Source organism: Streptomyces sp. NPDC088732, from assembly GCF_044751205.1.
Taxonomy (GTDB): domain Bacteria; phylum Actinomycetota; class Actinomycetes; order Streptomycetales; family Streptomycetaceae; genus Actinacidiphila.
Genome location: NZ_JBIVLI010000039.1, coordinates 1 through 22,687 on the forward strand (window position 1 = coordinate 1; position 22,687 = coordinate 22,687).

Below are 22,687 nucleotides of genomic sequence, written 5' to 3' on the forward strand. Positions count from 1 at the left end.
CCCCTCCGCGAACCCCGTACCGTCCGCCCCCGCCGCGAACGACCGGCACCGCCCGTCCACCGACAGACCACGCTGCCGCGCGAACGACGTGAAGACCTCGGGCGTCGACATCACGGTCACCCCGCCGGCGAGCGCCAGCGAGCACTCCCCGCGCCGCAGCGACTGCACCGCCAGGTGCAGCGCCACCAGCGAGGACGAACACGCCGTGTCCACGGTGAGGGACGGACCCTCAAGACCCAGGACGTAGGAGACCCGGCCGGAGACGACGCTGTTGTCGGTTCCGGTCATGAGGAAGCCTTCGGCGGCTTCGGGTACCGATCCCGGTCCGGCGGGGTATCCACCGGCCATGACACCGGTGAAGACGGCGGTGCGGCTGGCACGGAGTGAGAGGGGATCCACCCCGGCCCGTTCCAGAGCCTCCCAGCATGCTTCCAGCAGCAGGCGTTGCTGAGGGTCGGCAGCCAAGGCCTCGTGCCTGCTCATGCCGAAGAACTTCGCGTCGAAACCTGTCGCGGCGTCGAGGAAGCCGCCCCGTGGACCGTCACCGGAGGCTTCGGCCGTGTCCCACCCCCGGTCCGTGGGCGGTGTGGTGATCGCGTCCTGCTCCTGCGACACCAGGTTCCACAAGTCCTCGGGGGAGGCCACCGAGCCGGGGAAGCGGCAACTCATACCCACGATGGCGATGGGTTCGGTCGCGGCCGCGGTGATCCGCTCGTTCTCCTGACGCAGCCGCTCGTTCTCCAGGAGGCTGGCACGCAGCGCCTCGGCGATCTTCTCGACAGGAGGGATGCTCACGGGTTCCTCGCTCGCTGGAGTCGATCCGCGAGCATGCGGGCGGGCGCCTGTTCCACAGCGCCGGCCAGCACGCCGCGCATACTGGTTCCTCGCCTGTGGTCGTCCTTCGCGGAATCAGCAGGCGGATCGTCACATCCTGACGGCCCGGACGAGTCGGGGAACCCCTAACGGGACCCCGATCCCCCCTTATCCGTCTCCCGTTCACGCGCGCAGCCGGAGGTTCGGGTCCGACCCGAAAATGAAGTGAACCGTGCAGGTCAGGTGCTGGGGGATCGGCTCGAGGCGGATGGTCGAGCCCAGATTGTTCGGGTTGCGTCCCTGGAAGTGGTGCAGCGGGTGGTTTGTCAAAGCTTGTGGATCGATGTCCTCGGTGCCGTGCGGAGCGGAGGTATTCAGCGGCCTGTGACGCGGGCGGCTGCGAGCGGACGCCATGACAGGCCCAGGCCGTGGTAGAGGCGGACGGCGGCGGTGTTCCAGCTGTCGACAATCAACGCAGCCACGCCGTGGTCGACGACAAGCCTGTCCAGGACGAGACTGCACACGGCCGTGCCCGCACCACGCCCGCGTGCTTGTTCGGCGGTGGCGACACCCGCAAGGAATCCGACACTCGGTGCGCTCCAGGCGTCGGCGGCACATGCCAGCAGTGTTCCGGATTCATCGCGGGCGCCGGCCCAGCGACGCACGCCCGGCCGATCGGGTCGGGCATAGGAATTCGGGAACGCCTCGTCCAGTAGCCTGGCGATGTCGGAACGGTCCGATGCGGTCAGCCACGCGGCCCCGTCGTGGCGGTTGGTCGAGGCTTCTGTCTGCATCCATCCGAAAGCATCGACGATCTCCAGTTCCGGAACGCGTGTCACGAGGCCGCGGATAAGGTCTTCGTCGCCGATGGGCCGGAAGGATGGGCCGACTTGCGGCAGAACCGCGCGGATCAAGTCCGCGGCGTCGCCGGCAGGGCCGGTGACGGCAAGCCGGTCGCGGCAGGACAGGGCTGTCGCCGCCACTGCTGTGGCCTCACCGAGGGAAAAGACCCGCGTGCCGTGCGGTAGCGCGCCGGCGGCCCACAGCAGCAGCGCATCACCGTTTGCTGCGCTGCGGACCTCATGGACGGAATGCAGCTCCCGCAGGTCAGCCATAGGTGCAGGGTAATCAGCGCAACGGTCAGGCACTACATGCCGTGTACCCGTCGCCGTCGCATCCGTGTACACCGGAGTCCGGTCAGAGCTGCAGTCCTTGCTTTGCCCGCAAGGCCGTATGCGTAGGTCGTCGATCCAGCGCAGACGAAAGCATTTGACGGCGTCGAGAGAATGTCCGGCATGGGTACGGATATAAGCGGGTTCATCGAGTATCGGGTGCCGCAGGACGATCAGGAGCCGATCTGGTACAGCGCACATGACCTCGGCTCCCTCAATGATGTCCGTGACTACGACGCGTTCGGTTGTCTCTTCGGGGTCCGCAACTACGCGAACTTCCGTCCCGTGGCCGCAGGTAGGGGGTTTCCCGCCGACGCCTCGGCCACCGTGAGTGCGCGGTTCGTGCAGCTGACCGAGTGGTACGGCGAAGACGGCTTTCACGGCACCACGTGGATCACGTGGGCCGAGGTGAAGGCCGTCGACTGGGACGAGCCCGCGGAGAAGCCCGACGGCCGGCTCCACGAATACCGCCGGACACCGAGCGGACTCAGGATGACGGGCAAGGCCTCCTGGAGCGTCGCATTCGCCGAGGCCGTCGGTCTCAAAGCCGGCGAGGTTCGTGAGTGGCCCGAAGGAAGCGAGTGGCTCGTCGGGGACACGGTCTACAGATCAGTCACCATCTGCCGCAGGGATGCCGTCACCGAAACCGGCGAGTGGCAACCCGTCTGGGAAACCATGAAGGAACTCGCAGAACAGCACGGTGACGACAACGTGCGCCTCGTCGTGTGGTTCGACGACTGAGCAGGCCACTGCCATCGCGCATCGCCGCTGAGCGTGTATCGACAGTATTTCCGGAACGGTCGTCGGGCGGCTCCGCTACGGTGCGGCCATGGCGAACTTTGTGCTGGTTGCAGGTGCGCGACTCGGATCCTGGGCGTGGGACGACGTGGTGCCGTACCTGCGTGCGGCCGGCCATGACGTCCACCCGCTGACGCTGTCCGGCCTCGCTGAGAAGCAGGGCGTGCCGGCCGGGCAGCAGACCCACGTCCACGACATTGTTGACGAGGTCGAACGCCAGGACCTGCACGACGTCGTCCTGGTAGGGCACAGCTACTCGGGTATCCCAAGCGGTCAGGCCGCCGGGCGGATCGGCGACCGGCTGGCGCACGTGGTCTTCCTTGACTCCAGTGTTCCAGCCGATGGTGAACCGTTCGTCTCCGCCTGGCCGGACGGCGGGGCGATGATGAGGACATCGATCGCCGAGAACGGCGGATTCTGGCCGGTCGCGCCCGCGGCGCACTTCGAGGGCCACGGTCTCACCGATGACCAGATCGCACGGATCGTGGGCGGTTCGACGCCACACCCGGGTGCCACGCTGACCGAAGCCGCTGTGCTGGAAGGGCCGCTCGACGACCTCCCGGCGACTTACATCAAGTGCACGCTCGGTGACCCCGAGCCGAGCGACGATGTGGCCAAGCTGCTGACCAGCAGGTGCTGGCGGCTGATCGAGATGGACACCGGCCACTGGCCGATGTTCTCCCAGCCACGTGAACTGGCGCGGATCCTTGTCGACATAGCTGGGGCGTGACCGCAGTTCCATCCTTGCGGACTCCTTGCCGGGGTCGTATCAACTGCGCTGCTCACAGGCGCTCGTTGACGGCCACGACAGGGACGGTCGCCTTGTAGCGGACCGCGATTTTGTCGTACCGCGTTGCTACGGCCCGATGCCCCGTGAGGCAGGTGATCCCGTATTCGACTGCGTGGTGCTCGCGGTAGTCGGCCAGGTCGAATGGGGCGGCCGTCCGCGTGCCGCTCCGTCGTGCAGCGGTGGTGAGGTTGGCGATGTCGGCGAAGGCCGGCATCGCCGAGATCGACTGTGGAGGATCGGCGGGCCGCTTCGGCGTCGAGTTGGTCCGGCTTGCCCAGCGCGTCGGTGAGGCTGACCTGGAGGGCCGTCGACTTCACCCAGCCGTCCTTCCCGCTCTGCCTCGACGATCGGGGCAAGCAGATTTTGCCGGAGGTCAGTCAGCCGTGACCGTCGGGCTGGATCAGGCCGGGGGAGCGAGCATCTGACACAAGTGTGCTCGTGGATGCAGGGACAAAGGCTCGTGCGCAGGTGTCGATGGACACCTTCCACAACGTGACGGCACGGTCCGGCGGGGCTCTCAGTTTGTGGGGCGCGGCAGGACGGCGAGGGCGGTGCGGGCGATGTCCTTCAGTGTCTTCTCGTCGGCTCCGGCCTTGGCCAGTGCTTCGATGCCGCGCAGCACGGCGAGCACGAGTGCGGCCAGCTGTCCGGGGTCCGCGTCGGCGTTGAGGTCGCCGTTGCGCTGGCAGGCGGCGATGTCGTCCTCCAGCAGTGTGTGCAGCGTTTCGATGGCTGTGTGTGCACGCTTGGCCACGGCCTTGTCGTGTTCGGCGAGCTCGGCGGTGCCTTTGGCCAGCAGGCATCCGCGCTGGGCGGTGTCCGCGGCGGCGGCTGCGGCCACCACGTGTATGTGGGCGGACAGCCGCGTGTACGCGTGCTCGTCATCGCCGCGCAGCTGCTGGGCCGTGGCGTCGACGACCGCGGTGCAGTAGTCGTCGAACACGCGGTGGAAGAGGTCCTGCTTGCCGCCGAACGCGCCGTACAGGCTGCCTTTGCCGAGGCCTGTCGCCGCGGCGATGTCGTCCATGCGCGTGGCGGCGTACCCGCGTGACCAGAACTGTTCCCGTGCGGTCGCCAGTACCTGCTGTTCGTCGAATTTCCGAGGGCGTGCCATGAAGGTCACACTACGCTTTCTTGACCGCATCGTCCATAACGGTTAGCGTTATGGACGATGCGGTCAAGAACTGGTGAGGAGCGGCGCGTCATGACGGAAGTAATGGCAGGCAAGGTGGCTGTGGTCACCGGGGCGAACAGCGGCATCGGACTGGCCACGGCGCGGCGGTTCGCCGCTGAGGGCGCCCACGTGGTGATCACCGGCCGGCGCCAGGATGCGCTGGACGCGGCCGCCGCCGAGATCGGCCACGACGTCACCGCCGTCCGCGGAGACATAGCCAACCCGGCCGACCTCGACCGGCTCTTCTCGGTCATCGCCGAGCAGGGGCGCCGCATCGACGTGCTCTTCGCGAACGCGGGCGGCGGGGAATTCGCAACCCTGGAGGAGGTGACGGAGCAGCACTTCGACGACACGTTCAACATCAACGTCCGCGGGACGCTCTTCACCGTCCAGAAGGCACTCCCGCTCCTGAACGACGGTGCCTCGGTCATCCTGACCGGTTCCACCGCCGCCACCACCGGCGGAGAGGCGTTCGGCGTCTACGCCGCCTCCAAGGCCGCGATCCGTTCCTTCTCCCGGACCTGGGCCAACGAGCTGCGCGGCCGCGGCATCCGTGTCAACACCCTGGTGCCCGGACCGATCAGGACTCCCGGAATCACCGGCCTCGCGCCCAACGAGGAAGAGGCCACGTCGCTCCGCGCCTTCCTCGCGCAGCAGGTGCCCCTCGGCCGCATGGGCGAGCCCGCCGAAGCGGCCGCCGCCGCTCTCTTCCTCGCCTCCGACCAGAGCAGCTTCGTCACCGGCGCCGAACTGTACGTCGACGGTGGACTGAACCAGATCTGAGTGATCCGTTCCGCAGCGGGGGGCCGACAGAGCCCTCGCTGCAGGATCTCGTCCTCATGGTCACGCCGCTGTGACCCCTGCCGCGTACGTCCCACCGCCGCGGGACAGCCGCCGCGCAACAACGCGACCCGGGCCACCCTCGGCCCCCGATCCCTCCAGGAGACAAACAGCATGAGTGACCACTCCAGCACGGCATCGGTCGTCGGCCGACCAGAACCGCTGCGAGCAGAAAGGCGCGCCACACCCTCGCCGCAGAGCAACTGGCCGGCCGTCGCCTCGGTCGCCTTGATGTCCTTCGTGCTGGTGCTCTCGGAGTTCCTGCCGATCGGGCTCCTGCCCGTCATCGGATCCAGCCTCCATGTCTCCGTCGGCACCGTGGGTCTGGTCGTCGTCGTACCCGGTCTGACGGCGGCCGTCACGGCGCCTCTGCTCACCATCGCCTCGGGAAAGCTCGATCGCCGCAAGGTGCTGATCGCCCTCGCGGTGTCCTTCACGGCCTCCAACGTCGTGGCAGCACTGGCCCCCAATATGCCGGTGATGGCGGTGGCGAGAATCCTGCTCGGCATCGCCGTCGGCGGATTCTGGGCGATGGGTGCCGGCGTCGCCGCCCGGCTGGTGCCCGCCGAAGCGGTCCACCGCGCCAGTTCGCTGATCACCGCCGGCATCTCCGCCGGCACCGTGGTCAGCCTGCCGCTCGGCGCACTCGTAGGACACCTCGCCGGATGGCGAACCGCGTTCTTCATCGCCGCGGGCGCCGCTCTGCTCGCCCTTGTGGCCCTGGCACTGCGACTCCCCTCGCTGCCGCCCACCGGCGCCATACGCATGGCCACGCTCACGTCGTCCCTGCGCATTCCCGCCGCCCGCATCGCCCTGCTGGCCACCGCGCTGATGTTCCTCGGGCACTTCGCCGCCTACACCTACATCACCCCCTACCTGCAAGACCGAGCACACTTCGGCTCATCCGCGGTGACGCTGGTGCTCCTCGGATACGGCGTGGCAGGACTGGCCGGCAATTTCGCCGCCGGCGCGATCATCGGCCACAGCCTGCGCGCGGTCTACGTCACTGCGGCCGTCCTGGTCGCCGCCACGGTCGTTCTCCTCAACACCCTGACAGGCGCCGCACCCGCCGTCGTTGTGCTCGTCGTCCTCTGGGGTGCGGCCTTCGGCGCGGTGCCGCTGGCACTGCAGACGTGGATCCTGCACGCGACCCCCGACGCTCCCGAGAGCGGCTTGGCACTCCTGGTCAGCGTGCTGCAGATCTCCCTCGCCGCCGGCTCGCTGATCGGAGGCATGGTCGTCGACGGCTACGGCGCCTCGGCCGCCTTCGCCCTCGGCGGCACGCTCGCCCTGCTCAGCGCGGCCACTCGGATTCTCCCGCGCCCGTCCCGCGGCTGAGCTCCGTCGAAGGCGGCTGTCGCCGACCACCTTCGTCGTGGCAGACCGGCGTGGTCGTGCGGTGGGGTGAACACGTCACGAAGCAACGTCCGTGTGACGTCGGCTCAGCCCGGGAAGCGACGACCAGCAGCGTTGCCTGGACCGCACGAGCCGGGCCTGAACGCACGAAGCTGCGCAGGGACGTCGACGCTGGACGTTTGACGAGCGCTCCCGGCAAGCCGGCGGCGGCCCCGTTCTCCCGGATCAAGGTCCGGACCGGGGCCGTGGTGTTCTGCGGTCACGAGGTCGCCCTCATCCGCCACGAACGTGCGGGTTCCACCCATCGAGGACGGCGAAGACCTCCGGGAAGCCTTGCGCCGGGGGCTCGCCGAGGAACTCGACCTCGACGTCGACCAGGCCGAGGGCGGTGAGCTGCTCCGGGTCGTCGACCAGCGCGTGTCCCGGACCGTCTCCACCCCGCTGCCGCGCAAGCTCCACCTCATCCACCGGTTCCTCATCACCCCGGAACAACGGGCGCCTGGCCACGCAGGGATACGACGAACTCGCTGACGGCAGCCGCGAGATCGGCGTCATCGACTGGACCGGTTGCAGCAGGACCGGCGGATTGCCGATCTTCCCGCCCATCGGCCCGGCGCTCAATGCCCCGGCCGGCCCTCGGGCCGCCGTTGCCGACCCAGGGCTGGATGCGGCCACTGACGACAACTACACCTGGGTGTGAACCCGGGACGCACGCTGCAGCGGGCAGGTCCCCACCACCAACCACCCGCGGTGGGGACCTGCCATGTCAGCAAAATGCGCCGACGGGACCGCTGCGGGCCAACGGCTTCCACCCGCAGCGCCTTACCGACCGTGCCACACGCGATGGAGACGCACAGTGTCGGGTCGAGGACATCACGTAGAGCTGTCGGCTCATCGGGAACGTCCAGACCCGGATGTGCAGCCGACTGCCGGTACGCCGCGACAGCGTTGGGGCCGCCGGCCCATCCGCCGACGCCGCGTCGCCCACGAGGTGATGTCGCCCTCGCGCGCGGTCCGGCGCAGCGCCCCCGCACAGCCTTGGCCACGTCCGCGAGCTCCTCCGAGGAGCGGTCCACGACGGGGGCCGGCTGTGATCGAGCCGTGGCCTGGCGACTGACTGGCACACCCTCACAGCCGGCGAGGACATCAACACGTAGACGGCACAAGAGGTGACAGAGCCCGCAACCTGACAGGATGCGGGCTCTTTGCTGCGCCGAGACTCCCCGGACCAGGACGTCCGACATCGGCACGCCGCCTGCCCCGTCCGTCGCATCAGGTCGTGGCGCCGACCGCCGGCGACAAAACACCACGCAATGGTCCGCCGGCAGTGGACGGCCGGCGTGCCCATCGCACGCTGTCACGCACGATCCACACCGTCGTGACCGGCCTCACTCGAACCGCGAGGTGTCTCCCGCGCCCCGCCGTAGGATCTCTGCCTCACCGCTGGAGAAGTCGACCACCGTCGTCGGCTCGGTGCCGCAGTCCCCGGAGTCGACCACGGCATCCACCACGTGATCGAGCCGGTCCTTGATCTCCCAGCCCTGGGTCATCGGCTCCTCATCGTCGGGCAGCAGCAGTGTGCTGGACAGCAGCGGCTCGCCCATTTCGGCCAGCAGCGCCTGGGTGACCACATGGTCCGGGATGCGTACACCCACGGTCTTCTTCTTCGGGTGCAGCAGCTTGCGCGGCACCTCACGGGTAGCCGGGAGGATGAAGGTGTAGCTGCCGGGCGTGGACGCCTTCACGGCCCGGAACACGTCGTTGTCCACCTGCACGAACTGGCCCAGCTGTGCGAAGTCCCGGCACATCAGCGTGAAGTGGTGCCGGTCGTCGAGGTGGCGGATCGATCGGATCCGGTCCATGCCGTCCCTGCTGCCCAGCTGGCAGCCCAGCGCGTAACAGGAGTCGGTGGGGTATGCGATCAGCGCTCCGGATCGCACCGCGTCGGCGACCTGGGCGATGCTGCGCGGCTGGGGGTTCTCGGGGTGCACGTCGAAGTACTTCGCCATCTGCAGAGCTTATGCGGTACCCGGGTGCCGCACTCACAAAGGCGCGCCCCGTTGCGTGCGGCGTGCGGTGCTCGCGGGCCGGGGTGGCAACGACCGACCGGATTGCACCTGCTGCTCGTTCAGCGCGGTCGCGCCCAGCTGGTGATGGTCGTGATTTCCGCGCAGGCCATCTACGGGTGGGGCGGCGCCAGGATGTCATGACCGGCTTCGACGGCACGGCCCTGTCGCTGACTCGGCCATCTCGGTCTCGGCCGCCGAGTCGCCCTGGCCGGGGGAGGAGACAGCCTGCGCTCCCTGGCATATGCGGCGCGGGACCTGGAGGACGGCCGCCGCACCACCACCCGGAGCTCGTGCTGTTCACCACGTGGGGCGAAGTGCAGGACGACGCCGATCAAGACCCCGCCGGCGGCGACCTGCAGCCGCTGGTCGACCTCGTCGAGCAGCACGGCGCTGACGCCATTTCGGCCGCCGTCAACCGCCTTGTCGACGAAAAGGGGGCGCGGGTAACGGTGTCCACCGTGCACGAGGCCAAAGGGCGCGAATGCCTCCGGGTGAGAATCGCCGAAGCCTTCCACCCACCCGAAGACCGCGAAAAGCGTCGCCGCCCCGAAACGATGGACCGAGGCGGCACGAAACATAACCTGGTTGCCGTCCTCAATTCACCTACTGGTCGGCACCATGCGACTGCTGGCTCGAGGAACGCGATTGCACTTCGCGTTCATGCAAGGACCATGCCCAAACGGGCAAGGCGACAGGTGTCCGGTACAAGCTCCGCGCACCCGTCGGCGTGCCCAAACCGACGCAACGACTACGGATGCGCCCGCGTCCTCAGGCATAGATAAACACAAGATAAGATTTGCCCTACATCCTGCAGGCAGCATGGTTCTGCCCGCATTTCCTGAAGGAGCCGGCCATGCGTGCCCGCCTCGCTGTCACCACCCTGTCGATAGCCGTCGCTGTCGCTACCGCGGCCACCGCCTGCGGCACGGTCAAGGAACTCACCACGGCACAAAAGGTCCAGGGCGCCTTCACCGAGCTCGGCAACAGCAACGCGGTCACCGTCGATTTCCGCTTCAACGCGACCGTGGACCAGGTCCTGGCCCTCGACGCCCAGGACACCAGCAGCACGCCGAAACTGACCAAAGCCCAGGCGAAGCAGCTGGCCGGTCTCGGCATCACAGTCTCCCTGAAGACCGACAAGCTGCCGCTGAAGGAAGCCCTCAAGGGCGACGGCACCAACAGCACCAAGATCGACCCGAGCCTGAACATGGCGCTCGCAGTCCACACCGGCGACGGCACCAATCTGGCCGAGGTTCGCGCCGTCTCCGGCAAGGAATACGTCAAGTTCAACCTTGCCGCACTGGCCAAGTTCGCCGACACCAAGACCGCCGCCGGCGGCCTCAACGACATCACGAAGGCGGCCGACTCCCTGCCGGCCAGCATGGCTCCGCTCAAGCGGCTCCTCAAGGGCGACTGGGTGTCCATCGACCCGGAGAAGTTCGCCAAGCTCACCAAGCAGCTCAGCGGCAAGACAACGCCCAGCCCGGCGCCCTCCCTGAACGCCTCCCAGCAGCAGAAGCTGAAGGACGCTCTCACCAACGTCTTCAAGAAGAACGTCACCCTTGCCGACAAGGGCACCGCCAACGGGCTCGACACAGTCGAGGTCAAGGCCAAGAACACCCGTGGCCTCATCAACGACATCCAGGACCAGGTTTTCCCCGTCCTCAGCGACATCCCTGGCTTCGACGCCCTGCCCACCTCCGCCCCTACGGACGCGCCGTCCATCCCGGTCACCGCGGCGATCCAGCTCAACGAGAACGACGGCAGCCTGAACAACATCACTTTCGATCTGGGGCAGTTCGACACCAAGCACAAGGGCACCCACATCCCCCTGGTCCTCGGCTTCAAGAACACGGCCACCACCGCTACCGCACCCGCCGGAGCGACCGAGTTCGACCCCAACGCCCTCAAGGACATGCTGGGCCCGCTCCTCGGAGCCGGCACCCCCGGACAGGCGGCCTGACCGCACCCGCCCAGTACTCCAGCAGCGCTTCGCTTCTGGCCTGGTGAGAGGCGTTGTTCAGAGTGCAGGGCGGGGGTTGTTGGTCTGGGGCAGTCTTACCGGACTGCCCCACCAACGAATGGAGTCGTCGCTGATAGTCGCAGTGGCGGCGATGGCCCGGTGTTTGCGTCGCCAGTGCGACGAGCTCACCGTGTGGATGCGAAGCGGCCGGTCGGGCTGGAGCGGGCAGCGAGTTGCCAGGAGCGGGCGGACTTCTGCCACGGTAAGTGGGACCAGGGTGCCGGAATCGTTTCCGCATCCCCCTTTGCCGCCGCCTGGGCCGCGGTGGCTGGTCACCTGGCCTGGTACCGGCCATGCCGCCGGGGTGAGTTGTTCGTCGTAGTCCGCGAACGAATGGCACGCACTGACCACGCAGGGTCAGCTCGCTCACACACAGGCCTGGCGTCGTACGTTCCCCGGCACTCGTTTTTTCTGTGCCTTCTCGGCTGATTGGCTCACCAACGGGCCAACCGCCAGGCTCGCGGAAGCAAGGGTGGCCGACCCGTCGGCTTCGACAAGGCGACCTACAAGTGCAGGAACGAAGTGGAGCGCACGATCAACGCGCTGAAGAACTCCCGGGCCGTGGCCACGAGGTACGACAAACGCGCCTACATCTTCCACGGCACCGCCACAGTCGCCTCGATCCGCCTATGGCTGCGCTCCTGATCTGTACAACAGGATCAAAACGGCCGCCGCGCCCAGCTCGGCCTCCAAGCGACGGGTAGCCGAAGCGTTTTGTGTAACCCGGCTATCCGACGACGGTCGTGCCCACGTCGCCTTTGACGAGCGCGATCAAGATCCGTGACGATGCCGCGCAAAGGCAGCGGCAACAGCCGTCGCCAAGGTGGTGTTGGCGGCGGTCCAGAACACGAGCTTGGCATTCGGCCCATTGACCGTCCGCAACTCCCCGTCTTGGTGGAGGCAGAACGAGTCGGGCGGGAAATACTGCGAGACAGCGCCGCTTGTCCCGTAGCAGGGCGACGCTTCGGGAAACAGGCTCGGCTGCGCACGCTGCCAGAGGAACCCGCCGACGAACACTGTCAGCCACCCGGCCAGCAAGAAAACGATCAGCATCCAGTCAGGTACCCTCGCTCGCTGCCCCAGCAGCCAAACTAAGGCGGTTGGCACGACGAAAACGACAAACGCGGCGAACAGCAAGATCAGAACCTTCATGATCCTACGACCATACCGATCGAAGATCCGCCGGACAGACCCTAGGCACCCACGGATGACCGTCACCGGCTCCTGGGGGCCGACTGATGCGCCCCGCAGACCTCAGCGACCGTCGTGCCCATAGTTCACATCGAGGGGATCGAGCGTGCCACAGCCGTGCCAGGTGAGGCGGTGCACGGGGAGCCACGGGGAACAGCGGTAACCCCTCAGTCTTCCAAACTGGTGACATGCCACACGCGCAGCAGCGTGGCCGGACCGCAGACAGAGGGACTGACCCGGAAGGGGACGGTGTCAGAAGTCTGGTCTAGATTTGGCCTGTGACCAGCAGCCGTTCCAATGCCGGGGCACCCCGCGAGCCTGACTTGCCGCCCTATCAGGTTGTCCTGGCGGAAACCGACTGGGGTTCGTTCCAGATGCCTGTCGGGTCCGGTGAGGACGTTCCCAAGGTTCTGACGCAACTTTTGGAGCCCGATCCCAAGGTCCAGGTCACGGCTTTGCAGGAGCTGCGTGAGCTGGTCGGCCACCAGAACACTATTTACGAAGCCACCGCTCCCGCCGCCATGTACGTCGCTGCCATCCTCACCCACCCGGCGGCCATGATGCGACGGCCCTATGGCGACATCCCCATCCGCGCGACGTTGTTGGGCTGGCTGGCTTCCACGCTTCACGACGCCTCCGACGAGATCGTCGCCCGCAACGAGGAGTATTGGCCAGACTTCGCCCCGGACACCACCGTGGCGGCCTTCCGGGAGTTGCGTCCGATGCTCTACCGGGCCGTCGCGCCCTTCCTGCAGGACAGCCACAAGAACGTGTACGAAGCCGCCGTCATCGCCGCGCTCATCCTCGCCGAACACCCCGCGCTCGCCGAGGACCGTGATCACCTCGCCTGGCACGCGCGCCGCATCCTGGACACCAGCAGCTACGAGCCCAACCGGCGCGTCGCGTGGAAGGCCCTCAAAACATGGGGCCACCATCCGCCCGGCCCTGAGCCTCTTTCGGAGAAGGTCGAGGACTGGGAGCCGCACAGCGATGGCAACGGTGATCTCGAACCTCCCTTCTGACCGATACGCGCACGGCACACACCTGCAGACCGTGGCAGCAGGGAAGAGACACACCAACCCAAAGTCTCGCGTGCCACTCCCTGCCAGAACGAGCGGGGTCCCACGGGGAAGAGAAGTGCGCCAGGGTGCGTGCTGCCGGACTCCACCCAGGGCATGGAACCCCAGGTCAGGACAAGGGCCGCCCCACCTCGCTCCTAAGAGGTCATCTCGTTTGGTGAGCCAAAGCCAGGGTGCCCCGGTGGGCCGGGCCTATGGTGGCGGTGCGACGATGCGGGGATGCGCGAGGTCAATGAGCTGATCTACGTCGACGATCCGGCCTGGCCAGCCCTTCTCGAAGTGCTGGCCGGTACCGGTGTTCCCGTCGAGGTGCTGCCTGCCGATGCTGGGGTAGGCCGCGCTGGCCTACGTCAACTACAAGTCTCCGCCCGGTCGAACCTGGGCGGGATTGTGCTGAACTGCGGCGGTCTACTCGTGGACGGCGGATGGCTGCGGATCTTCGGCAGCCCCCGTGGCGCTGACGCCGAGGCATTGCTGAGTCTGGCCGAGGTCAACGCGATGCCCTCAACCTTCGATCCGGCATGGCGACCGGGAGCGGGACTCGTGGTTGCGCACGATGTGCTGGGCGGGGTCTTTGTCCTTAACGGAGCCGATCCCGGTTCGGCCGGTCGGCCAGGCGAGCCGGGCGAGGTCGCTTACTTTGCCCCCGACGCCCTTGGCTGGACGTCTCTGGGTGCCGGCCACTCGGCCTGGTTGTCCTGGATCTTCGCGGGAGGACTCGATGAGTTTTACGCGGACCTGCGGTGGGACGGCTGGCGCAGCGAGGTCTCCGCGCTGACTGGGCGGCAGGGGCTGTCGTTCTTCCCGCCGCTGTGGTCTGCCGAGGCCCGCCAGGACCTGTTGGCGACCAGCCGTCGTGCGGTGCCCATGGCAGAACTCCTGGGCCTGAGCCATGACTCGTGCCTTCAGTTCGACGGAGCGGACCGGGGCTTCCTCGGCGTCGCATGAGCTGGCTCACCTACCCAGACGCCGGAAGCAAATGAGAGTGGCGGCGATGCTGGCGAAGGCGAGGAAGTGTTCGGCCTTGCGTTCGTAGCGACGGTGTAGGCGGCGACACCCGGTCAACCATTCGACGGTGCGCTCCACGGTCCACCGGTGACCGCCCAAGCGTTGGCAGGATTCGATGCCCTCGCGCGCTATGCGCGGGGTGATGTTCCGGGAACGCAGCCATCGGCGCAGGTGGTCGTAGTCGTATCCCTTGTCACCGTGGAGCTTGGCGGGCCGTCGTCGCCGCGGTCCGCGGCGGGAGCCGACCCGGTCCAGCAAGCTGATCGCATGCTCTGCGGACCGTCCGTGCCCGAGCAGGTCGGGTCCTTCCTCGTTGTTGAGGAAGGGCTCGTCGTTGAAGAAGCGCGCGTCGGCCATCTGTCCATTTGTCGGGACAGGCGGAAGCCCAAGTAGGGGAGTTCGCCCTGTTCAGGTCGTAACGAGGTTGGCTGTGACACATCCTCGGTGCCCTGCTCGCCCGCCCGGAGGTCCGCGAGCGGTCGCGAGCAGATCGCGCAGCTGACCGTGTTGTTGGACGAATTCGCCCAGGCCGCCGAGCACATCGCGATCACCCGTCCGCGTCCTCGTCCCGGAACTGCAGGACGAGGCGGCCGCGGACACCCCCGGCTTCGAGGAGGCGGTGGGCGTCGACGGCCTGTTCCGGCGGAAAGGCCCCGGCGACCCGCAGAGTGAGGACGCCGTCCTCCGCCTGGCCACGCAGGCGGTCGAGTCGCGCGTGGTCGCCGAGAGAGTCGGGGACGTTGACCGAGTGCAGGCGGACGGAGCGGCGGCCGAGTTCGCCGGGCGGCATGGCTTTGGCGCCTTCGCCGAGCAGGACGGCGATCCCTCCGCCGGGCCGGACCGCGGGGGCGAGGGTGGCCGAGCCGAGGACGGCTGCGTCCAGGAGGCCGTGCACGCCGCCGGGGGCCGCTCGCAGGATGTGGTCGGTGACGGCGGCCCCGCGGGGTACCACGGTGTCGGCGCCGAGCGCGTGCACGAGCTCCCGGTCGGCGGGTGAGGCGTCGGCGATGACGGTCAGGCCGTCGGCCTTGGCGAGCTGGACGGCGTATCCACCGACGACGCCGGCCGCGCCGGTGACGGCGAGGGTCTGTCCCGGGGTCAGGGCGAGCAGATCGAGGGCCTGCCTGGCGGTGAGGCCGTTCATGGGGAGGGTCGCGGCCTGGGCGTACGTGGCGCCGGCCGGCGCGCGGACGACCCAACTGGCGGGGAGGACCACGTATTCGGCGTAGCCGCCGGCGTGTTCCGTGAGAGGCATGGTCATGGCCGTCACCCGGTCACCGACACGCAGGCCGGTCACCGACTCGGGGCCGATCTCGTCCAGTACGCCGGCCGCCTCCATGCCGGGGATGTAGGGCGGCCCCGGCGCCAGGTGGGCGATCGCTCCGTTGCGCAGGTAGCGGTCCCCCGGATTGACGGTCGCGGCATGGACCTGGATGCGGACCTGGCCGGGACCGGCGTGCGGCTCGGGGATCTCGAAGATCTCCAGGGCTTCCGGTCCTCCGAAGCGGACCACTCCGATGGCTTTCATCGTTCTCCTTCCTGGGGTGCGGCAGCCCCAGGGGTCTTGTGGCGGGTCAGTTGGTCTTCGGCGGGGCCTGGTAGGGGCCCGTGTCGGGGAGGGTGTCCATGCGGTACCGCTCCAGCACCGATCCGGTGATGTACCAACGTCCCTGGATGCGCTTGTAGGTGTCGTGGTACTGGCCGTAGCCGTGGAAACCGCCGCCTGCCTTCAGGTTGACGTAGTCCTCCATGACCCAGGTGCCGGTTGCCGTGTCGCCCTTGACCGTGATGTTCGGAAGGAGTCCCTGGTGCGCGGTGGGGGCATCGGCGATCAGGGTCTTGGTGGCCTTGACCAGTTCCGCGGGGCTGTTGAATTCCTGGCCGGTGTTGATGTGCGCGTCGGGCGTGAACAGCGCCTGGAGATCGGCCCACTGCTTGGTGTCGATGTCCTGGAAGTAGCGGGCCTTCAGCTTCTCGATGCCCTGGATGTCCGCGAGGTTGCGGACGGCCGCGGCGATGGAAGCGCTGCCGGCGTTGTCGTCGTGCGAGTGGTGCGAACTGGCCGTCGCGGTACCGGTCGCCACTCCTCCGGCCAGGAGGAGGGCGGCGGCCGTCACCATGCCCGCCTTCTTGGAGAACCGGCGGTCGGAGGGGGTCTTGCTGCGGTCGGAGGTCATTGCTGTCCCTTTTCTGGTGCGGCATGCGGGTGCCGGTGTTCGGGGAGCGCCCGTTCGGCGATTCGCGAAGCCGATGCGACGTGTGGGTCCCGGCTTTCGCGGCTGACCCCGCCCCTTGGGGGCAGGGCCGCGTCGGCAGGTTCGTGACCACAACCGTGCCGGGCAAGACAGACTCTACACATACTGGAACGTGCGGTCAATTTATCGGAATGGCGATCGTGAATCGACCGCCGGATGTCATGGCGGAGGTGCCCGCGTGGCAGGAACCGCAAGGTCTCCGCTGTGGACGTGGGTCTGGGGTTGGCTGGAGGGCGCCGGACCGTGCCCTCTTCAGGTACTGATACGCTCGTTCCATAATCTTGGCGTTTTTGCCTCTTCAGGCAACGAGCGACCGGCCGCAGGCCGAGAGGTCCTGACCCGCAGGGGTCGACCTCTCCCTTTCCTCTCGCCCTTCCCCCAGGAGCACGCGCATGTCCACGACCGCCCTTCAACCGGACCCCCGGCGCTGGAAAGCGCTGATCTTCATCGGCATCGCCCAGCTGATGGTCTTCCTGGACGGGGCGATCATGAACATCGCCCTGCCGTCCGCGCAGCACGACCTGGGCTTCTCCGACGGCGGCCGGCAGTGGGTCATCACCGCCTACGGCCTCGCCTTCGGCGGCCTGCTCGTCCTCGGCGGACGACTGGCGGACCTGCGGGGCCACAAGAAGATCTTCCTCATCGGCCTTGTCGGGTTCGCGGTGGCCTCGGCCATCGGCGGCCTGTCACCCAACCTCCCCACGCTGCTGACGGCGCGCGCGCTTCAGGGCGTGTTCGGCGCGCTGCTCGCCCCCGCCGCACTCGCGCTGATCTCACTGGGTTTCACCGACGCGAAGGAGCGGGCGAAGGCGTTCGGCATCTACGGTGCCATCGCCACGGCCGGCGGCGGCGCCGGCCTGCTGCTGGGCGGTGTCCTGACGCAGTACGTCAACTGGCGCTGGGGCTTCTACATCAACCTGCCGATCGCCTCGATCGGCATCGTCGGCGTCCTGAGACTGGTGGGGGCCGACAGCCGGCACACCCGCCGTGAGCGCCTCGACCTGCCCGGAGCCGTACTGGCCACCGGCGGCACCGTCGCCCTCGTCTTCGGCTTCGCCAAGGCGGAGGACGACGGCTGGGGCTCGACCCTGACCATCGGCATGTTCGTCCTGTCCGTGCTGCTGCTGGCGTCCTTCGTCCTACTCGAGTCGAAGGCGAAGTCGCCGCTGCTGCCGCTGCGCGTCCTGACCGAGCGGAACCGGGCCGGGGCCTACCTGTCCCTGGGCCTGTCCGTGATCGCCATGTTCGGCATGTTCCTCTTCCTGAGCTACTACTTCCAACTGGTCAAGGGCTACTCGCCGGTGATGAGCGGGCTGGCCTTCATCCCCATGGCGGTCCTGCAGGCCATCGGCTCCACCCAGATCGGCGCCCGCCTCTTCCACCGCGTGCGCCCCGGCGTGCTGATGAGCGCCGGATACGCGGTTTCCGGCATCGGCGTACTGATGCTCTCGCTGCTCGACGCCGGCTCGTCCTTCGCCTTCATCGCGGCGGCTGAGATGGTGGTGGGCGTCGGCATCGGCACCGCGTTCATGCCCGCCTTCGGCCTGGGCGCCCACGGCGTGGAGGCCCGCGACGCCGGCGTCGCCTCCGCCATGACCGGCGCCGCCCAGCAGATCGGCGGCTCCATCGGCACCGCGCTGCTCAACACCATCGCCGCCCGCGCGACGGCCGGCTATCTGGCCTCCCGCCACGGCACCAACCCCGTGGACAAGGCGGCACTGGTGCACGGTTACGCGGTGGCCTACTGGTGGGCGGCGGGCTTCCTTGCCGCAGCCGCGCTCATCGCCTTGTTCGCGGTCAACGTGGGCAGACCCTCCACGCAGAAAGCAGCGGCGGCCGACCACGACGACCTCGCCGCACTGGACGTGCACCCCGCCCACTAGACATCGGACAAGCGAAGCGCCCCGCGGCTGAGCCGCGGGGCGCTTCGCTTGTCCGGTACGGGCAATGTCAGCCGAGAGCGTCGAGAGCGACCTCCGCGACCGCGGTCAGGGAGGCGCGGTCGGGGTTGATGGCACCCAGCACCCGCAGCCCGTGGAGCGTTGCGATGAGATACCGCGCGAGGTCGCGGGGGCTGCGGCCGGCGGGCAGCTCGCCCTTCGACCGGGCCTCCACGATGACCTCGTACAGCGCGTCCTCCAGCGAGGTGGTCGTGGCACGCACATGGGCGGCGACCGTGGCGTCGTGGGAGATGCGCTCCATCGTCGCGCCCACGATCATGCAAGCCCTGCGGCTGCCGTCCTGCGCGATCACGTCGACGGTGCCCAGCAGCACCTCACGGATCAGCTCCCGCGCGGGAGCCCCGGAACGCAGGATGTCGATCAGGGGCAGGGCGTGCTTCTCCCGGTAACGGTCCATGGCCGCGAGATACAGCCCCTCCTTGCTGCCGAAGGCGGCATAGAGCGAGCCCCGCCCCACTCCGGTGGCCGCCACCAGGTCCTGCACGGACGTGCCCTCGTAGCCCTTGGTGCGGAAGGCGTCCATTGCCGCCTCCACCGCCACTTCGGTGTCGAACTCTCTGATCCTGGCCATGCCGACCAGGGTATCCAAATCAGGAATGATGAGTCAAATAACACGACGGGCCGCGAGCACCACCCGCACGGGCCGTGATTCGCTGTCCGTCCGGCGCCAGGACCAGTCTTTCTTTACTCCTCGTTCCAGATAGTGTTCACTGAGGCACACGGCCAGGAAGACAGCAGCAAACCGGTCTCCGGCCGTCCTCTCACCCAGGGCATTCGCCCGCCCGTACGCACACCCGGTCACCGGGACACTCGCAGGAGCAGACACATGAGCACCATCGGTATCGGCATCATCGGCGCGAGCCAGCACGGCTGGGCCTCGATCAGCCACGTCCCGGCGCTCAAGGCGCTGCCGGACTTCGAGCTGCGCGCGATCAGCACCTCCCGCCAGGAGTCGGCCGACGCGGCCGCTGCCGCCTTCGGCGTGGAAGCGGCCTTCGACAACCACGCGGACCTGATCGCCCACCCGGGCGTGGACGTCGTGGTCGTGGCGGTCAAGGTGCCCCACCACCGGGAGCTGGTCTCGGCCGCGATCGACGCGGGCAAGACCGTCTACAGCGAATGGCCGCTCGCATTGGACGGGACCGAGGCCGCCGACCTGGTCCGCCGCGCCGAGACCGCCGGCGTGCGCACCGTCATCGGCCTCCAGGGCCGCTACCACCCCGAGCTGCGCTACGCCCGCCGACTGATCGCCGAGGGCAGGATCGGCCGGGTCATCGGTACCACGCTGGTCGGCTCGGGCATGGTCTGGGGACCGCAGACCACCCGGGCGCACGCGTACTGGTACGACAGGACCCAGGGCGCCACTCCGCTGACTGCCGCCGCCCTGCACGCCATTGACGCGCTCAGCGCGACCCTCGGGGAATTCACCCACCACTCGTCCAACCTCGTGGTGGGGCGCCAGGAGGTCACCGTGGCCGAGGACGGAAGCGTCCTGCCGGTGACCGCGGCCGACCAGATCTCCCTGATCGGCACGCTGGAGGGTGGGGCGGCCGCGTCGGTCTTCTACCGCGGCGGCACCTCGCGCGGTGACAACTTCCGCTGGGAGATCAACGGCACCGACGGCGACCTCGTGCTGACCGCGGGCTGGGGGAACATGCAGATCGCCGACCTCACCTTGCAGGGGGGCTTCGGTGACGACGCCGCCGTTTCCCCGATCGAGGTACCCGCCGAATACCGCGCCGACATCGCCGAGGAGCTCGCGGGTCCCTCCCGGAACGTCGCCGCGCTCTACACGCACCTGGCCCGCGACCTGCGTGACGGCACCCACACCGTCCCGGACTTCTCCTACGCCCTGTCCCGCCACCGGCTCATCGACACCATGCAGGGCCCCTCGGCCTGACCTGAACACCGCCGTGAACGGATTCACCTGAACGGTTCCGGATGACGTGCGTGGGCCCCCGACCTGGGTGAAAACCCAGGTCGGGGGCCCGGCCGGACGGTGGTCGGGCCCCCGATCAGCGACTCCGACGACACCCCTCGGGCCCGGTGACAGCGCCCCCAGGTCATCCATTCGACAGAGGGCAACAGTCATACCGGGCCCGAAGGCGCCGGTTGCACGAGCCGCGACCGCCCGGCCGCCGCACTGACGCGCCCGGTCGAGCACCCGGACGCCTGGCACAACCGCTCGCGGGCGCAGGGCTCCCTGTCGCCGAGGGGTTCGACAGTCCCGGTCAGGCGAGCAGGCCCTTACCGTTGAGCCTGTTCACCCAGTCCCCGTGGGCCTCGAGCACCGCCTGCGCCACCCGGGAGTTCTCCCTGAGGGCCGCGTAGTAGCGGTCCGGGTCCCTCCCCTTCCATTCGGGCGGGACCTCGAAGTACGCGAGCGGGCCATCCAGTGGGGCGTGCAGTCCGCCGAGCACGTCGCTGAGCTCGTGGACGGCGCTGGTGAATTTCTCCGTGGCCGCGGCCAGGTCGGGGTCCCTGAAGCGCAGCACTTCGTCCGCCAAGGCCTCGGCGGCTTCGTGGACCCCGTCGCTGACCGACGCGGGGACGCGGTGGAACGGGCCGCCGTTGCGGAGGTGCTTGAGCCAGGGGGCATCCTGTGGGGCCAGCCTCAACAGGCGCTCGGCGGTTGTCCGGTCACCGCCGGCGGCCGCCGATGGGCCCGGCGCCGCGGCGCTGCTCGACCAGCCCAGGGCGAGCAACCGCTGCAGCTCGGCTGGCTTGAGCCACGAGGTGTCGTCCCCGGACCGGACGGGGACGGCCACGCCCTCGCGCCCCTTGGGGTCCGAGGCTGGCACCACGAACGGCTCGTCCGTCGTGGGCTGCGGCGGTACGTACAGCACGAGGACCCCGCTGTCCTCCTGGCACGCGACCCAGTCGACGCGGAGGTCCCGTACGGGGGGCCGCACCTGCTCCATGAGGATCTTGCGGTGGCGGCCCGGGTCGACGAGTCGCTGGGGGACGGGCTTGAGCCCGTCGACGACCTCCCGCCCGTCCACCAGCTCGGTCCGCAGGCCGATCATCAGCAGGCCGCCCTGCGCATTCGCCATCGCGGCGACGTGCTTGCACAGTTCGGCGCGGGGACCGGCCTGGTCCAAAGCGTAGATCGAGCTCTTCACATCGAGCCACGATGCCTCAGACAGGCCGATCACGCTGTCCCACTGCCCGTCGAGGGCTGCCCGGTAGACGGTGTCGAGATCGGTCATCGGCCCAATACGCGGGCGCGCGGACCTGGCGTATGCCCGGAGGTGCAGCACCCCCCGTCGCTTACCGCTCGCGGGGCGGCAGGCCGGCACGTGCGCTTTGCCCGCCGGGCTGGGCTGTGGGCGGACCAGGACGAGTGTCTCGGACGGCAGCCTGTGCAGGGTTGCGTCATCGTGCCGGGACCCGCAGCCGGCAGTCGAGTGGGGCCGCAGTCGTCGTGTTGCAGGACACCACACGGTGAGATGCGGCGGGAAGGAGACCCGCGCGAACGCCCAATCGGCAGTCCTCCCGGCGCATGACGCAGCGGTGCCTTGCTGGGCCGGCGCTCACTTGCTCTGGATCAGGCTCAGAGACGTCCCAGTCGATCTCACCGGCTGCGTCGGCCGCGGCCTGGACCTGCTGTGGCAGACGTTCCCACGTCCCGTCCGCCAACCATAGCCCGTGCCGTTCATAGACCGTCTTCCACGGCCCGAACCGTTCCGGCAGGTCGCGCCACTGCACCCCGGTCCGGACCCGGTGCAGCATCCCGTCGATCACCTGCGGGTGATCGCGCCACCGGCCACAGCGCATATTGCTGACCGGTAGGAACGGCCGCAGCCGTTCCCACTCGGCATCGCTCAAGTCACCCCGCCCCATGTCCACATCAACGACCCGGAGGACGGCCAGCACATGATCGACCGGACAAGTCCTCGTGACCTCGTTCCCGGCCGAGGAAGCACGACAGGAGTCGCCTGAAGTCGTGCGGGTGCTCGAGCGCCGGCACGTGCCCGCATCGGCCGAGCACGTACAGCCGGACATCGGCCAGGTGTTCGAGCAGGGGTAGGGCTGCTGTCCTGAGCGCGGTGACTCGGTCCTCGGCGCCGTGGACGAGCAGCACGGGCGCGCGGGCCCCTGCCAGCGTTTGCGCGGAGAGGGTGAGCTCGTCGGCTCAACGTGCCCTAGGTGGAGGGA

At 68.5% G+C, this 22,687-nt stretch carries 21 protein-coding genes and 3 pseudogenes; 11 read left to right on the forward strand and 13 right to left on the reverse strand.

Features of this window, described 5'->3' with window-relative positions:
* A partial coding sequence (locus ACIP9H_RS39940) for a beta-ketoacyl synthase N-terminal-like domain-containing protein (RefSeq protein WP_401963843.1) occupies positions 1–795 on the reverse strand: 795 nt, incomplete at its 3' end.
* A gap of 392 nt (positions 796–1,187) precedes the next feature.
* Positions 1,188–1,928, reverse strand: a complete 741-nt coding sequence (locus tag ACIP9H_RS39945; RefSeq protein WP_401597754.1) for a GNAT family N-acetyltransferase — start codon at positions 1,926–1,928, stop codon at positions 1,188–1,190.
* A 180-nt stretch (positions 1,929–2,108) separates the two neighbouring features.
* On the opposite strand from ACIP9H_RS39945, the gene ACIP9H_RS39950 reads away from it, so the two are divergent.
* Together ACIP9H_RS39950 and ACIP9H_RS39955 are read left to right on the forward strand one after the other, a co-directional pair.
* Positions 2,109–2,726, forward strand: coding sequence for a hypothetical protein (locus ACIP9H_RS39950; RefSeq protein ID WP_401963845.1), 618 nt, complete (start codon positions 2,109–2,111; stop codon positions 2,724–2,726).
* 88 nt (positions 2,727–2,814) lie between these two features.
* Positions 2,815–3,513, forward strand: a complete 699-nt coding sequence (locus ACIP9H_RS39955; RefSeq protein ID WP_401963847.1) for an alpha/beta fold hydrolase — start codon at positions 2,815–2,817, stop codon at positions 3,511–3,513.
* Between the two features lie 52 nt (positions 3,514–3,565).
* Here the strand turns inward: ACIP9H_RS39955 and ACIP9H_RS39960 are convergent, their stop codons facing one another.
* Together ACIP9H_RS39960 and ACIP9H_RS39965 are read right to left on the reverse strand one after the other, a co-directional pair.
* The gene (locus tag ACIP9H_RS39960; RefSeq protein WP_401963849.1) at positions 3,566–3,787 is read right to left on the reverse strand and encodes a hypothetical protein; all 222 of its coding nucleotides are present in this window, start codon (positions 3,785–3,787) and stop codon (positions 3,566–3,568) included.
* A gap of 303 nt (positions 3,788–4,090) precedes the next feature.
* Positions 4,091–4,687, reverse strand: coding sequence for a TetR/AcrR family transcriptional regulator (locus ACIP9H_RS39965; RefSeq protein WP_401963851.1), 597 nt, complete (start codon positions 4,685–4,687; stop codon positions 4,091–4,093).
* A 90-nt stretch (positions 4,688–4,777) separates the two neighbouring features.
* On the opposite strand from ACIP9H_RS39965, the gene ACIP9H_RS39970 reads away from it, so the two are divergent.
* The gene (locus tag ACIP9H_RS39970; protein ID WP_401963853.1) at positions 4,778–5,530 is read left to right on the forward strand and encodes an SDR family oxidoreductase; all 753 of its coding nucleotides are present in this window, start codon (positions 4,778–4,780) and stop codon (positions 5,528–5,530) included.
* Between the two features lie 171 nt (positions 5,531–5,701).
* A complete protein-coding gene (locus ACIP9H_RS39975) occupies positions 5,702–6,925 on the forward strand; it encodes an MFS transporter (RefSeq protein ID WP_401963855.1) in 1,224 nt (407 codons plus the stop codon).
* Positions 6,926–7,216: 291 nt separating this feature from the next.
* Here the strand turns inward: ACIP9H_RS39975 and ACIP9H_RS39980 are convergent, their stop codons facing one another.
* A complete protein-coding gene (locus ACIP9H_RS39980) occupies positions 7,217–7,549 on the reverse strand; it encodes a hypothetical protein (protein WP_401963857.1) in 333 nt (110 codons plus the stop codon).
* Between the two features lie 782 nt (positions 7,550–8,331).
* Positions 8,332–8,952 (reverse strand): L-threonylcarbamoyladenylate synthase, encoded by a 621-nt coding sequence (locus ACIP9H_RS39985; RefSeq protein ID WP_401597732.1) that lies wholly within the window; start codon positions 8,950–8,952, stop codon positions 8,332–8,334.
* A 93-nt stretch (positions 8,953–9,045) separates the two neighbouring features.
* Between ACIP9H_RS39985 and ACIP9H_RS39990 the strand changes: the two are divergent.
* From ACIP9H_RS39990 to ACIP9H_RS40000, 3 genes and pseudogenes are all read left to right on the forward strand, one after another.
* Positions 9,046–9,794: pseudogene (locus ACIP9H_RS39990) on the forward strand (hypothetical protein); the annotation flags it as partial.
* A 71-nt stretch (positions 9,795–9,865) separates the two neighbouring features.
* Positions 9,866–10,975 (forward strand): hypothetical protein, encoded by a 1,110-nt coding sequence (locus tag ACIP9H_RS39995; protein WP_401963859.1) that lies wholly within the window; start codon positions 9,866–9,868, stop codon positions 10,973–10,975.
* Between the two features lie 498 nt (positions 10,976–11,473).
* Positions 11,474–11,680 (forward strand): annotated as a pseudogene (locus ACIP9H_RS40000) (IS5/IS1182 family transposase); the annotation flags it as partial.
* A 126-nt stretch (positions 11,681–11,806) separates the two neighbouring features.
* Here the strand turns inward: ACIP9H_RS40000 and ACIP9H_RS40005 are convergent.
* Entirely contained in the window at positions 11,807–12,187 is a 381-nt protein-coding gene (locus tag ACIP9H_RS40005; RefSeq protein ID WP_401963861.1) for a hypothetical protein, read from the reverse strand.
* Positions 12,188–12,504: 317 nt separating this feature from the next.
* Here ACIP9H_RS40005 and ACIP9H_RS40010 point away from each other — a divergent pair, with 317 nt between their 5' ends.
* Both ACIP9H_RS40010 and ACIP9H_RS40015 read left to right on the forward strand, forming a co-directional pair.
* Complete coding sequence (locus ACIP9H_RS40010) at positions 12,505–13,248, forward strand: hypothetical protein (protein WP_401963863.1); 744 nt, start codon at positions 12,505–12,507, stop codon at positions 13,246–13,248.
* 276 nt (positions 13,249–13,524) lie between these two features.
* On the forward strand, positions 13,525–14,253 hold the full coding sequence (locus tag ACIP9H_RS40015) for a DUF2625 family protein (RefSeq protein WP_401963865.1): 729 nt from the start codon (positions 13,525–13,527) through the stop codon (positions 14,251–14,253).
* 6 nt (positions 14,254–14,259) lie between these two features.
* Here ACIP9H_RS40015 and ACIP9H_RS40020 read toward each other — a convergent pair whose 3' ends face one another.
* From ACIP9H_RS40020 to ACIP9H_RS40030, 3 genes are all read right to left on the reverse strand, one after another.
* Positions 14,260–14,670, reverse strand: coding sequence for a transposase (locus ACIP9H_RS40020; RefSeq protein ID WP_401597720.1), 411 nt, complete (start codon positions 14,668–14,670; stop codon positions 14,260–14,262).
* 190 nt (positions 14,671–14,860) lie between these two features.
* Positions 14,861–15,841 (reverse strand): NADP-dependent oxidoreductase, encoded by a 981-nt coding sequence (locus tag ACIP9H_RS40025; protein WP_401963867.1) that lies wholly within the window; start codon positions 15,839–15,841, stop codon positions 14,861–14,863.
* A 46-nt stretch (positions 15,842–15,887) separates the two neighbouring features.
* On the reverse strand, positions 15,888–16,490 hold the full coding sequence (locus ACIP9H_RS40030; protein ID WP_401963869.1) for a nuclear transport factor 2 family protein: 603 nt from the start codon (positions 16,488–16,490) through the stop codon (positions 15,888–15,890).
* A 470-nt stretch (positions 16,491–16,960) separates the two neighbouring features.
* On the opposite strand from ACIP9H_RS40030, the gene ACIP9H_RS40035 reads away from it, so the two are divergent.
* Complete coding sequence (locus ACIP9H_RS40035; RefSeq protein ID WP_401963871.1) at positions 16,961–18,451, forward strand: MFS transporter; 1,491 nt, start codon at positions 16,961–16,963, stop codon at positions 18,449–18,451.
* A 67-nt stretch (positions 18,452–18,518) separates the two neighbouring features.
* Here the strand turns inward: ACIP9H_RS40035 and ACIP9H_RS40040 are convergent, their stop codons facing one another.
* Positions 18,519–19,100, reverse strand: coding sequence for a TetR/AcrR family transcriptional regulator (locus ACIP9H_RS40040; protein WP_401597709.1), 582 nt, complete (start codon positions 19,098–19,100; stop codon positions 18,519–18,521).
* Between the two features lie 255 nt (positions 19,101–19,355).
* On the opposite strand from ACIP9H_RS40040, the gene ACIP9H_RS40045 reads away from it, so the two are divergent.
* Positions 19,356–20,429: a Gfo/Idh/MocA family protein gene (locus tag ACIP9H_RS40045; protein WP_401597706.1), complete on the forward strand. Its 1,074-nt coding sequence runs from the start codon at positions 19,356–19,358 to the stop codon at positions 20,427–20,429.
* Between the two features lie 331 nt (positions 20,430–20,760).
* Here the strand turns inward: ACIP9H_RS40045 and ACIP9H_RS40050 are convergent, their stop codons facing one another.
* Together ACIP9H_RS40050 and ACIP9H_RS40055 are read right to left on the reverse strand one after the other, a co-directional pair.
* Positions 20,761–21,738, reverse strand: coding sequence for a helix-turn-helix domain-containing protein (locus tag ACIP9H_RS40050; protein ID WP_401963874.1), 978 nt, complete (start codon positions 21,736–21,738; stop codon positions 20,761–20,763).
* A gap of 349 nt (positions 21,739–22,087) precedes the next feature.
* Positions 22,088–22,372, reverse strand: a pseudogene (locus ACIP9H_RS40055) (transposase); the annotation flags it as partial.
* Between the last annotated feature and the right edge of the window lie 315 nt (positions 22,373–22,687).